Raw genomic sequence first — 11,915 nt, 5'->3', positions numbered from 1 at the left:
ACGACAACCGTCCCACGACGACCGGTCGGACCGCCTGGGCGGTCGGACCGGTTCCAGACCGCTCTGTGCTAGAATGAAAGTTGCCCTATTCGTCCCGTGCTACATCGACCAGTTCTATCCGCAGGTCGGCATCGCGACGCTGCAGCTGCTGGAGAAGCTGGGGGTGCAGGCGCATTTCCCGGCTCAGCAAACCTGCTGCGGCCAGCCCCTGGCCAACAGCGGCTGTGAGCGCGACGCGCTGCCCATCTACAAGCATTTCGTGCAGACGTTCAGCGACTACGACTACGTGGTGGCGCCCTCGGGCAGCTGCGTATACCACGTCCGCAAGCACTTTGACAAGCTGGAACAAACGGCCGACGTGCAGCACGTACGCGGAGCGGCCTACGACCTGATTGACTTCATCAGCACGGTGCTGAAAGTGGAGACACTACCCGGCGCCTTCCCGCACAAAGTGGGCCTGCACCTGAGCTGCCACGGCCAGCGCGGCCTGCACCAGGCCAACGAATCGGAGATGACGCCCGTGCGCGACGGCCAGCTGCACCGCCTGATGGCCTCGCTCGATGGCATCGAGCTCACCCAACTCAACCGCAACGACGAATGCTGCGGCTTCGGCGGCACCTTCTGCGTCTCGGAAGCCGGCATCTCAGCCCGCATGGGTCAGGACCGCGTGGCCGACCACGTGCTGAACGGCACGCAGGTACTCACCGGCAGCGACATGTCGTGCCTGATGCATCTCGAAGGCATCGTGCGCCGTGCCCAGTTGCCGATTCGGGTGATGCACGCGGCTGAGATTTTGAATGGGGTCGTGACTTAAGAACTGTCATCCTGAGCGCAGCGAAGGACCTTATCACCGATGCGCCGTTTGAATTACTGCAAAACGTTCATCGGTGATAAGGTCCTTCGCTGCGCTCAGGATGACAGGACCCACCATTCCGCCAACCCACCAATCCACTCCCCACCACATGTCCCACGCCATTCGCGCCGATAAATTCCTGCTGGATGCCGACCGCACCACCTGGCACGACGAAACCCTGTGGTTCGTACGCGAGAAGCGCGACCGTGCCGTGTATGCTGTGCCCGAATTCCAGGAGTTGCGCGAGCTGGCGTCCGGTATCAAAAACCACACCCTGAGTCGGCTCGACCTGTATTTGCGGGAGTTCGAATCTGCCGCACAGGCCAACGGCGTGTATGTGCATTGGGCGGCTGATGCAGCCGAGCACAACGCCATTATTCTCGACATCATCCAGAAAGAAGGCGCCACGCGCATCGTCAAAAGCAAGTCGATGCTGACCGAGGAATGCCACCTGAATCCGTTTCTGATTAAGCACGGCATTGAGGTGGTGGACACCGATTTGGGCGAGCGGATTATTCAGTTTCGGGACGAGCCGCCGAGCCACATTGTGCTGCCGGCCATCCACCTGAAAAAGGAAGACGTGGGCGACACCTTCCACACGCACCTGGGCACCGACAAGGGCGAAAGCGACCCGCAACGCCTCACCGAAGCCGCCCGGCAGCACTTGCGCGCCAAGTTTATCGCGGGCGAAGTCGCCATTTCGGGCGTCAACTTCGCCATTGCAGAAACCGGGGCGGTGGTGGTGTGCACCAATGAAGGCAACGCCGATTTGGGCGTGAACCTGGCCCGGGTGCACATCGCGGCGATGGGCATTGAGAAGATTATTCCGCGGCTGAGCGACCTGGGCGTGTTCACGCGGCTGCTGGCGCGCAGTGCAACTGGCCAGCCAGTGACAACCTACACCTCGCACTTCACCAAGCCGGCGCCGGGCAAAGCGATGCACATCGTCATCGTCGACAATGGCCGGACGCAGCAACTGGGCCGGCCCGATTTCCGGGCTTCGCTGAAGTGCATCCGGTGCGGCGCTTGCATGAACACCTGCCCAGTGTACCGGCGCAGCGGCGGCCACAGCTACGACTTCACCGTGCCAGGCCCGATTGGCGCCATTCTGTCGCCGAATATCGACATGAAGAAGCACGCTTCGCTGCCGTTTGCCAGCACGCTCTGCGGCTCGTGCACCGACGTGTGCCCGGTGAAAATCGACATTCACACCCAGCTCTACAAGTGGCGGCAGGTGCTGGGCGAGGCCAACGAAATCCCGGCCTCGAAGAAGTGGAGCATGAAATTTATGGGCCGCGTGCTGGCCAGCACGCGGGTGTACGGCCTGGGCGGACAGTTTGCGCGCAAGGCGCTGCGCCTGCTGCCGCACGGCCTCACCCACGCCCCTTCCATGAATGCTTGGGCCGTGGCGCGCGAATTGCCCGAGGCGCCCAAGCAAAGCTTCCGCGAGTGGTACGCCAAGCAGCCCCAGCCCGCCGTCCAGCCCACGCAACCTCAGATTCCCGCATGAGCACCGCATCCCGCGAACGAATTTTAGCCGCTGCGAAGGCCAACAAGCCCGAGGAGCTGCCCCTGCCCACCGTGCCCGATTTCGGCGGTGAGGCTACGATTGAACGCTTTACGACCGTACTTACGGGCATCGGCGGCACTGTGGTGCGCATGGCGGCGCTGGACGAGTTGGAAGAGACCTTGCAGCAGCTGTTTCCCGAGGCGCGCAACACGTCCTCTCCCCTCTTCCGCGGCACGGTACCGGTGAATAGCCAGACGCCCACGGGCATTCTGGCCGAAATTGACCTGGCCGTGCTGCCCGGCGAGATTGGCGTGGCCGAGAACGGCGCCGTGTGGCTGCCCGAGGCCAACATGCTGCACCGGGCACTGCCCACTATCACGCAGCATCTGGCGCTGGTGCTCGACCATCGCCGCATTGTGGCCACCATGCACCAGGCCTACGCACAGCTGCCCCACACGGGTGGCTACGGCAAGTTCGTAGCCGGTCCCTCCAAAACGGCCGACATTGAGCAGTCACTAGTCATTGGGGCGCATGGCGCACGCAGCCTGGTGGTGGTGCTGTATTAGGCCCAGCGGCCGGCAGTTTTCGACTGAAACAAAAAAGAAGCGGCCCCCAGTGGAGGCCGCCTCTTCGCATTTATTGTTTCACTAAAACTCACTTTTCCATTCAAGTAGGGAGGCCGGCAGCGGGGCCGGTTTTTGCTATTTGTTTGCAATAGCTGCGGCGCTGAAACCCCCGCTACAAATTCTGATTGCAGGTGGGTGGCTTGGTTTTATCAGCCGCAGGGACGCCAAGACGGCCGGTTGAGGTTACAACACTGACATGGCACGCCGCAGAAACGGATGAAAAGAGGACTCCCACCCAATCTTTTTCCATCCTGTTGCGCGCCAGTCAGGTTGTAAATAACTCACAGTACAAATCTGCCCATTCATCTAGCCAAAACCTTCCCGCACCCTCCTGCTATTCAAAGAAAAATGTAGCGCGGAGTTTGCCGTCCGCGTCCCCGCGCATTTCGGTTATCGTTCGAGTACTGGTCCGGGACACGGACGGCAAACTCCGCGCTACTATCAGTCCATGTGGAACACCCGCGCCAAGGGCTGCACCACCGGCGAATTGTCGGGGTTGGTTTCCATCAAATCGCCCATGTAGGCCCACCAGCGCTGCATGATTTCGGTACCCGGCAGGCCCTCGGTGGTGTGGCCGGGCAGGCGTTTTTGCACCGCAAACAGGGTGCCGCTGGCCGCGTCCAGGTAAATCGAATAATCCCGGATGCCGGCCTCATGCAGCAGGGCCGAGAGCTCGGGCCAGATTTCGTCGTGGCGGCGCTCGTACTCGGCGGCCACGCCGGGCTTGAGCTTCATGGTGAAGGCTATTTCTTCCATAAGTTGGTTTTTAGTGATTGGTTCTTGGTAGTTGGTTTTCGGTATTGGCTGGTACCAATCACCAAAACCAAAAACCATGTTCTATTGAACGGGGGCGCCTACCGACGCCGGAGTAAGGGTGACCGGCCCGAGCAAACCGGATTCCAGCGGCGTCCATTTTTCGGTGGTGAAGAGGCCGTCGGCGCCGCGGTTTTCCTTGAGCTTGGCGGGCATGTTGGTGTTGTAGAAAATCTTCCAGTCGACGTGGTTGCGGTCGAGGTCCTCGATGCGGTTGGCCATCAGGTTGCTCACCGTCACGGTGAGGGTGTTGCTGGCTTTGAGCTGGCTTTTGGGCAGATACACCTGGTATACCGGCCCCAGCAGCGTGGCCACGGGCTGGCCGTTGAGCTGCACGCGGGCGCTCTGGGCCACGCGGCCCAGGTCGAGCAGCCAGCCATCGGCGGCGCCCTGCGGCTGGGCGAAGGTGGTAGTGTAGCTGGCCGCGCCAGAGAATTTCCGGCCGGCCTCACCCAGCGTGGTCCACGACGCGAGGTCTTTGAGTTGCTGCTTAGCCGGCAGCTCTGGGCCGCCCGAGACGAAGCTCAGTTCCCAGGGCACCGAGAGGGCCTGCGGCGTGGCCGTGAGGCTGAGATAGGGATAAACCGGGCCGGTGGCGGGTGACTCGTTGGTGTCGAGGAGGCAGGTTTCGCCGGGGGCCAGCTGCACGTACACTTCGGGCAAGCCTTGGGCGCCGGGGCGCAGCATGGCCATGCCCGTCTGCTCGGTCATGGGGTTGTAGAGGGCGGCTGATTTGGCGGCGGTGGCCAGCGGCATCCAGGCGGCCACCGCCTTCTCGCCCCAGTTGGCCAGGAAGTAGGTGTGGCCGCCCGCGTGGCCGCGCCGGATGAACTGCAGGCCGTTGTCGACCAGCGTTTCGCGCTTCACACCGGCCTGGGCCAGCAGCTGGTTCACATCGGTGCCCAGCAACACGCGACCCCTGCCCACAGTGGCCTGGCGCACACCGTCTTTTGCGTCTTTGAATTTGAACTGGGCCAGCAGTTTCTGGAAGTTGACGCGGCGGTTTTCGAGGTTGCCGAGGCCGGGCACGTCGGCGGGCGCCTGGTTTTGCAACACGATGGTGGCGCCGTTCTGGGCCAGGCGCAGCAGGTTTTCCAGGGTGAGCAGCGGCATGAGATGGGCGTCGGGCACGAGAAGCGTCTGATAGCTGGTGCCGCCGCTGGTGAGCAGGGCCGCGCCGGCGTTTTTCACCTGCTGCACCTGCTTGTCGGAAATGAAATCGTAGCCGTAACCCTTGGCCAACAGCAGTTCGCTAGTGCCCTCCACCGACATCCCCTTGAAGCCGTGCTCGATGCCATCGAAATGCTGGAGCAGGACTTTGCCGGGCCGGGTGTAGGCGTCGGACTGCGGCAGGTAGAGCAGCACGTCGTTGCTGGGCTGGCCGGCCTGCAGGAAGGATTGGGCGCGGGCCGTGTACTGGTTCAGCTTGCCAAAATCCGTCCAGAACGGGTTCTGGGGGTTGAATTCGACGGCGGCGTAGAACAGCCAGCCGGGCCACTTGGCGGCCTGTGGCGAGTAGGCCGTGCCGTGGTAAAACACGTGGTTGACGCCGCCGAGCAGCATGCGGTCGATGGCCTTTTTGATGTCGCTCAGCTTGCTCAGAAAATGGTCATTCTCCCAGGTCGCGGTTTCGGCCGAGGTCAGCGGCTTGCCCGTGACGTGGGCGGCCGACGACGCGAACTTGATGCGCGTGAGGTCCTCCCCTTCCGTCTCCGGGATGTCGGTGGCGGCGTACAAATCCAGAATGTTAGCCGGCGAGCCGTGGGCCTGGTTGCGAATCAGGGCGTCGTGGGTTTTGGCCCAGGCGCCCCAGGTTTTGGTGTAGTTTTCGAGCAGCAGTTCCGAGATGGTTTCGCGGTAGTCGGTGAGCACGCGCTGGTTTTCGTCCTCCGTGGCTTTGCCAAACAGCGCGGGCAAGTGCTGACGCAAGTCGTACCCGCGCCGCCGGCTGAATTCCGAGAACATCTGCGGCGTCCAGTTGGCCTCGCCCTGGGCGTCGTCCACCTCGTAGGAGTCGTTGAAAAACGCCCGAATCGGCTTCACGTCGTGGCCCTTGAAGGCCTTATCGAAATAGGCCAGGTAATGGTCCGTCGCGGTTTTAGAGAGGTGGTCAATGACGTCGCCCTCGCCGCCGGGGCCGGCGCGCTCCACCTGCTTGCCGTGCCCACCCTGAAACAGCGCGTACAGCGTCCAGTTCGAGCCCGCCGGGGCGGTCCAGGTCAGCTTGCCCTTGGCGTCTACGTTGGCGGTGAGGTCTTCGGTGGCGCCTTTGTCAGAGTAGGCAATCAGGGTTTGCAGCGGGATGAGCTTCTCGAAGCGCACCTGGTCGAGGGCCAGGGTCTGCAGGTTTTTATTGGTCGCAACCGGGTCGGAGAGCTGCTTGAGGTCCACTTTGTGGCCCACCGCGTTGGCAATGGGCTTCTGCATGAACGTGACTGGCTCGGCCAGACTGGCGCCGCCCTTCACCTCAAAGGTTTTGTAGGTGATGTACTTAGAGGCATCGACCGTCGATACCCAGGGGCCGCCGAAAGGCCAACCCGAAGCCTGCGCCATGTCGATGCCCAGCCCCAGCCGGTTGGCTTCGGTGAGGGTGTGCGAGAGCATGTCCATCCACTTCGGCGAGAGGAAGTCGATGAACTGGCTTTCGGCCCCTTTCACGCCGTAAATCGTGGTGATTTCCATGCCGCCAAGGCCGGCTTTCTGGTACTCGGTGAGCAGGTGGGTGAGGTCGGCTTTGTTCACGGCGCTGCCCTCCCACCACCAGCGCGTCCAGGGCTTGGTTTGCTGGGTGATGGCGGGCCATTTGGGGGCCTGCGCCTGGGCGGTGAGCGAGGCGAAAAGAAGAAGGGCGAGGGAGCGTTTCATGCGGGTTGTTCTGGCGGCGGGACCTCACCCCCGGCCCCTCTCCCCAGGAGAGGGGAGCCACGGCGGCGCGGGAGTGCAATTTTTGGTTTACTGAAATCTTAAGAAGTTGTCAGGCTCCCCTCTCCTGGGGAGAGGGGCCGGGGGTGAGGTCCCGGCGTTGGGCTTTGAAAGCCTATTTCAGCTTGTACACCTCGCTCCCGGCCAGCAGGAAGCAGCCCAGGCCGTAGTCTTCAAAGTCGGGGCGGCTGGTGAAGCTCACGGGCTGGCCGTCCTTGGGCTCCTTGCCGGTGCCCTGCACGTAGGCGAGGGAGCCGTCGGGCGTCACGCAGTCCTTCACCATGGCCTGCCAGGCTTTGGCGATGATGGGCGCGTACTGCTTCTTGTCGAGCAGGCCGTGGTTGAGGCCCCAGGCCATGCCGTAGGTGAACAGGGCCGTGCCGCTCATTTCTTTGCCGCCGAAGTGGTTGGCGTCGTGCAGGCTCACGTTCCAGAAGCCGTCGGGGCGCTGCAGGGGCGGCAGGGCCTGCATCATAGCCAGGTACATTTGCTCGTATTCGGCGCGGTGGGGGGCGTCTTTGGGCATCACGTCCAGCACGCGCACCATGGCGGCCACCACCCAGCCGTTGCCGCGGCTCCAGTAGCAGTCCTCGCCGTTGGGCTCCTTGTAGGGCGGCACGAAATCCTTGTCGCGCCACCACAGCTTGTCCTGCGGGTTGTAGAGGCCGTTGCCGCCCTCGCGGGTTTTCGAGTAGTTGTAGATGGCGTACATCTTCTCGTAATAGGCATTATCCTTCGTGATGACGCCCAGCTTGGCAAACACCGGCATGGCCATTTGCAGGGCGTCAATCCAGTTCCAGTCGTCCATTTTCTCGCTGGCCACCATGTTATCCACGGCGGCTTTGATGTCGTGCAGACGCTCGGGCCGGGGGTCAATCTGGTAGAGTTCCAGGTAGGTCTGGCCGGCGCACTGGTTGTCGGCGTTGCGGTCCGTGACGCCGTTGCGGATACCCCACTGGTGCTTCTGGCCCCAGTCCACGGCGTAGTCGTAGTAGCGCTTCTGCTTGTTGGTCTGGTAGAGAGCCATCAGGCCTTCGTAGTACACGCCGCGCGTCCAGATGTGGCTGGGGCGGGTTTTGTTGGTCACAATTTCCTTGCCCGTATCCGGCCACTTCGCCATGAAGTAATTGTTGGTGAGCGTCATGCTTTTGAGCACGGCCTTCTTTTTGGGCAGCTTCTGGGCCGCGGCGGGCTGGGCAAGCAGCAGCGCGGTGGCGAGCAGGGCGGGGAGGGTGGTTTTTAGGGGCATTGGGTTGTTGATTTTCATATTTAAACCTGACGCGGGTCACCTCACCCCCGGTCCCTCTCCTGCGGAGAGGGGAGCCGAACGATTGCAGACAGCCGCGCCGCCGTGGCTCCCCTCTCCTGCGGAGAGGGGCCGGGGGTGAGGTTTTACGTTGGGCGATTTATGCATCACGCAGCCTTCTTCTCCACCTCCACGGCGTACACCTGCTCGGTACCCTCAAAGTTGGCCCGAAAAACAATCCATTTGCCGTCGGGCGAGAAGTGGACGTTGGGTTCCAGCTTGTAGCCGTGGGCTTTCATGTTCACCAGCCGCTCGGTGCGAAAATGGTCGCCTTCGGGCCGGAAGAGGTTAATCCACATGCCATCGGGGGCTTTGGCTACCTGGCCGGCGTCGCCGCCGTCGCCGGCAAAGAGCGTCTGGTCGGGCGAGATGTTGAAGTGGATGGACCAGTCGTTGCGCTCCATTTGGTAGGCGCGCTCCTGGCCGGTTTTCACGTCGGTGCCGCCCAGGTAAAAGGTCACGCTGCGCGGCTTCTGCATGTCGAACCAGATGGTTTTGCCGTCGGGGCTGAAGAACTCGTGGCCCGCGATTTCGCCGTCCACCGTGCGCTTGTGCACCAGCTTCACGGCTTTGGTCTTGGTGTTGATGTGCCAGATGCGGTCTACCTTGTGCCAGGGCCCTTCGTGGCAAAACATCAGCAAATCGGGGTCGGTGGGCGAAAACTGCACGTGGTTCAGCCAAGCATTGTCCGTGAAGAGCTTATCGACTTTCCCCTTGCCGTCGGTGCTCACCGTGAACAAGGTGCGCGGCAGCTTGGCGTCGTAAATGCGGTTGAAAAAGTCGCTCTTGGCCGGGTACTGGCGGTAGATTTCCTTTTCCGCATCGGAGCCCAGCGCGCCGCCCAGCTGGGTTTCGTCGGCATTCAGCGAGGTGATGTCGGCCTTGAAATCGGCCGGAAACACGAATACGCGCCGGGTTTTCTTGCTGTCCACACTGGTGGCATACACGGTGTCCTGCACCTGGTAGAACACCTCGCGGCGCTTGCGGCCCACAATCTCGCCCTTCACCTGCCGGAAGTAGCGCGTCAATGGCTCGGTCTGGCGGGTTTTCAGGTTCAGCAGGCGCAGCTGCTTGCCCCGGTTATCGGTGTGATAAATCACCATCAAATCCTCGCCGCCTTTGCCCTTCACAAACGGGTTGTTGTGGAAGTAAAAACTGGCGTTGTCGCCATCCGGCTGGCTGAGGCGCACCACTTTATGGCCAGTATCGGCGTCAATCCACTCGGCGGCGGGCATGGGCTTCTGGGCGCCGGTGGCCATTTTGGTCTGGGCCTGACTGGCTAAGCTCAGCAGCAGGCCGCCTACAAGCGGCAGGTAGCGGTTGGTTTTCATGGGTGGGATTTGGGAGGATGAGGACGAGGTTATTTCAGGTTTTCGTAGTGCGGCGGCAGGGTGCGCAGGGCCTCGGGCACGTTCACGTAGCGGGCCAGGTCGCGCAGGGCGATGACTCGGTAACGGTGGGTGCGCAGGTAGCCGAGGTACTGCTCAAACAGCTCGGGCGGGGTCGTCACCCAGTCGTGGGCCACATCGGGCACGCCGTGCACCGTCAGAATCACCACGTGCCCGCCGTGGGCCTGCCGGATGGCGCTGAGCACCTTAGCCGTATCGGTGCCCGCGATGCTGAAGCTGGGCAGCAGCATCGGGTGGTCGGTGGCGGGGTCGTAGGCCCGGCCGCCGCCGGCGCGGGCGAAGAGGTAGCCCCGCTCGGGCAGCAGCGCGGTGGCCATGGGCGCGGTGTCGTAGCCGGGGTAGGCGAAGGTGGTGGGCCGGGGGATGCCCCAGGCTCGGCAGCGCGCCTCAATGGAATCCAGCTCGGCGCCCAGCTGCGGCCGGCTCAGCTTGTTGACGTGCTGGTGGGTGAGCGTGTGGCTGGCTACTTCAAACCCCTGCCGTTGCAGGCCCTGAATCTGGGCCCAGGTCATGTATTTGGTTTTGTCGGCGAAGGGCGGCTCGCGGAATTCACACACGAAAAAGGTACCACCGAAACCATATTTCTTCAGCAGCGGGGCCACGTAGGTGGCGTGGCTCACGGCCGCGTCGTCGAAGGTGAGCACGACGAGCTTGTCCGGAATGGCTCGCCTGATGACCTGCCCCACCGCGCGCCCGGCCGCGCCCGGCCCTAACAGGGACAGCCACAAAAACAGACTAAAATTGGCCGAAAATGCCACGAAGCGGGGTGGGATTTGATGAAAGCGCCCGCAAGAACTCGTTGGCATCAGCCCAAACCTTCCTGTACTCTTCGGTGATGGCCTTTCGGTGCTCAGCTGCCGCAGCCCCCACAGCCGCCGCAGCCGCCTCCGCCACAGCCAGAACCGCCGTCGCCACCGGAGCCGCCGTCGCCACCGCTGCTCTGGTTGGGGGGCAGCAGGCTGGCGGCCACGGTGCCCATGCCCAGCCGGCTAAGCTCTTCTACTCCGAAAAAGGCCACCGAAACAGCCACCAAATAGCCCGGGGTCTGGCCGCCGCTGCGGTGGTTTGCTACCTGGGCGGCACGTACTTGGGGAATGAGGCTACGCAGCAGGCGCAGGCCACAGTTGGTGGCCCACACGGCGTGGGCAGCCCGGTCGCATATCACCAGCAGGGCCAGCAGGAGCAGCGACAAACCCAGCAGGCCCACGGGCCGGTCGCGGCTCAGGCCCACCAGGATTTTGGCCACCCCAAAGAGGCCTAGGCCCAGCGCCGCCAGTAGCGGAATTCGGTTCAGGCGCTGGCGCTCGGCGGCGGGCAGCAGCAGGCTTTTGGCTTCCAACGACGCATCGATTTCCTGCAGGGCCGCCAGGTGGGGGCTAGCGGCCTTTTTCATTAGCGCATCTAAATCCGACTGGCCCTCGGCCGCAATCAGGCCCCACACGGCGCGCTCGTAGGGCTCGGGGGGCGGGGCTGCGTCGGTACGCCGGATTTTGCGTTCGGGCAGCAGCTCGGCTTTACCGGTTTTGATGAGGGCGGCAATGGCGCTTTCGGCCACCAGCCGGCCGCGGCTGGCCAGGCGCACCATTTCATAGGTGCTGAGCGGGGCGCCGGTGTAGTCGGTTTCGGGCCCGCGCCCTCGGCGGCGCAGCCACAGTACCACGGGCACCAGCAGCAGGCACAGGCCCCAGAAAAGCGTCAGAAATTCGCGGCCGTACCAGTCGAAAGGGTTCAGCGGGGTGCGGATGGTGCAGCCCAGTAGGCCCAGCGCCGCCAGCAGCCCCAGCCCCGCACGTCCATCGGGCCGCCGAAACGGCCGGCGCGGCCGGGGCAGCAGCCAGTACCGCCGCAGGTTGACGCGCCGAAAGTGCGGGGCATCGCCAAAGCGCACCGCCGCCACGGGCCAGATGTCGGCCGGCGGCAGCGTGCCGAAGGCGGCCGCGTAGGATTGCAGGGTGCGGGCGTACCAGTCCTCAAACTTCCGGCCCTCGGCCGCGCCGCCCTTGGTGGGCCCGTGGTGCAATGGGAAACCCAGCACTTGCCCGCACAGCTCGTCCCAATACGAGCGGGTGTACACCAGATGCAGGTGCCAAGCCTGGTCCACCTCGTCGGAAGGCGTGACCGGGTGCCCGCAGGTGGCGGCCAGAAACAGGAATTTCCGGTACTCCCCCACTACCCGATGGGCAAAGGCCTCCGGCCAGCCATTGTCGCGAGCCAGGCGTTTGGAGAAGGAGAATGAGGCCCCTCCGTCGAGGTCCAGGGCTTGTAATCGGGCCCAGAGTTGGGCCGGCGCTGCGTGGTTCCCTGCAGCGGTTTCAGCTATATTTTTCAACGCCCCAAAGGTAAAGGACTCCATAACTCACTTTCCCGAAACCACCCCAGCAAAAGGCCACATTAACAATAAGATAACATCTCGTTTCCTCAAAAGTCATTGCATGCAGCTGTTCGTGGCAGCCCTTCCCGGCCTTTACAACAGCTG

Annotated in this window: 9 protein-coding genes; 3 read left to right on the top strand and 6 right to left on the bottom strand. The window is 63.0% G+C overall.

What is annotated here, in order from left to right; translation table 11 throughout:
- Positions 1 to 73: 73 nt before the first annotated feature.
- From Q5H92_RS07155 to Q5H92_RS07145, 3 genes are all read left to right on the top strand, one after another.
- Positions 74 to 814, top strand: coding sequence for a (Fe-S)-binding protein (locus tag Q5H92_RS07155; protein ID WP_305010816.1), 741 nt, complete (start codon positions 74 to 76; stop codon positions 812 to 814).
- 148 nt (positions 815 to 962) lie between these two features.
- A complete protein-coding gene (locus Q5H92_RS07150; RefSeq protein ID WP_305010815.1) occupies positions 963 to 2,363 on the top strand; it encodes a lactate utilization protein B in 1,401 nt (466 codons plus the stop codon).
- Positions 2,360 to 2,929: a LutC/YkgG family protein gene (locus tag Q5H92_RS07145; protein ID WP_305010814.1), complete on the top strand. Its 570-nt coding sequence runs from the start codon at positions 2,360 to 2,362 to the stop codon at positions 2,927 to 2,929. Before Q5H92_RS07150 ends, Q5H92_RS07145 begins: the two co-directional genes overlap by 4 nt.
- A 501-nt stretch (positions 2,930 to 3,430) precedes the next feature.
- On the opposite strand, the gene rhaM is transcribed toward Q5H92_RS07145, so the two are convergent.
- The 6 genes from rhaM to Q5H92_RS07115 form a co-directional block, all read right to left on the bottom strand.
- Positions 3,431 to 3,745, bottom strand: a complete 315-nt coding sequence (gene rhaM / locus Q5H92_RS07140) for an L-rhamnose mutarotase (protein ID WP_305010813.1) — start codon at positions 3,743 to 3,745, stop codon at positions 3,431 to 3,433.
- Between the two features lie 81 nt (positions 3,746 to 3,826).
- A complete protein-coding gene (locus tag Q5H92_RS07135; RefSeq protein WP_305010812.1) occupies positions 3,827 to 6,667 on the bottom strand; it encodes a glycosyl hydrolase in 2,841 nt (946 codons plus the stop codon).
- Between the two features lie 172 nt (positions 6,668 to 6,839).
- Entirely contained in the window at positions 6,840 to 7,973 is a 1,134-nt protein-coding gene (locus tag Q5H92_RS07130; protein WP_305010811.1) for a glycoside hydrolase family 88/105 protein, read from the bottom strand.
- A gap of 164 nt (positions 7,974 to 8,137) precedes the next feature.
- Positions 8,138 to 9,361 (bottom strand): oligogalacturonate lyase family protein, encoded by a 1,224-nt coding sequence (locus Q5H92_RS07125; RefSeq protein WP_305010810.1) that lies wholly within the window; start codon positions 9,359 to 9,361, stop codon positions 8,138 to 8,140.
- Positions 9,362 to 9,390: 29 nt separating this feature from the next.
- The gene (locus tag Q5H92_RS07120; protein WP_305010809.1) at positions 9,391 to 10,167 is read right to left on the bottom strand and encodes a polysaccharide deacetylase family protein; all 777 of its coding nucleotides are present in this window, start codon (positions 10,165 to 10,167) and stop codon (positions 9,391 to 9,393) included.
- A gap of 122 nt (positions 10,168 to 10,289) precedes the next feature.
- Positions 10,290 to 11,768, bottom strand: a complete 1,479-nt coding sequence (locus tag Q5H92_RS07115) for a TIGR04222 domain-containing membrane protein (protein WP_305010807.1) — start codon at positions 11,766 to 11,768, stop codon at positions 10,290 to 10,292.
- Positions 11,769 to 11,915 lie beyond the last annotated feature (147 nt).

This window comes from Hymenobacter mellowenesis (assembly GCF_030581005.1).
Classification (GTDB): domain Bacteria; phylum Bacteroidota; class Bacteroidia; order Cytophagales; family Hymenobacteraceae; genus Hymenobacter; species Hymenobacter mellowenesis.
Note: the sequence above shows the minus strand (reverse complement) of the source record. Positions and strands in the feature narration are given on the sequence as shown.

Excerpts from the sequence above, each read along its gene's own strand:
- Q5H92_RS07155 (WP_305010816.1), top strand. The coding sequence starts at position 74 with ATGAAAGTTGCCCTATTCGTCCCGTGCTACATCGACCAGTTCTATCCG.
- Q5H92_RS07150 (WP_305010815.1), top strand. The coding sequence starts at position 963 with ATGTCCCACGCCATTCGCGCCGATAAATTCCTGCTGGATGCCGACCGC.
- Q5H92_RS07145 (WP_305010814.1), top strand. The coding sequence starts at position 2,360 with ATGAGCACCGCATCCCGCGAACGAATTTTAGCCGCTGCGAAGGCCAAC.
- rhaM (WP_305010813.1), bottom strand. The coding sequence starts at position 3,745 with ATGGAAGAAATAGCCTTCACCATGAAGCTCAAGCCCGGCGTGGCCGCC.
- Q5H92_RS07135 (WP_305010812.1), bottom strand. The coding sequence starts at position 6,667 with ATGAAACGCTCCCTCGCCCTTCTTCTTTTCGCCTCGCTCACCGCCCAG.
- Q5H92_RS07130 (WP_305010811.1), bottom strand. The coding sequence starts at position 7,973 with ATGCCCCTAAAAACCACCCTCCCCGCCCTGCTCGCCACCGCGCTGCTG.
- Q5H92_RS07125 (WP_305010810.1), bottom strand. The coding sequence starts at position 9,361 with ATGAAAACCAACCGCTACCTGCCGCTTGTAGGCGGCCTGCTGCTGAGC.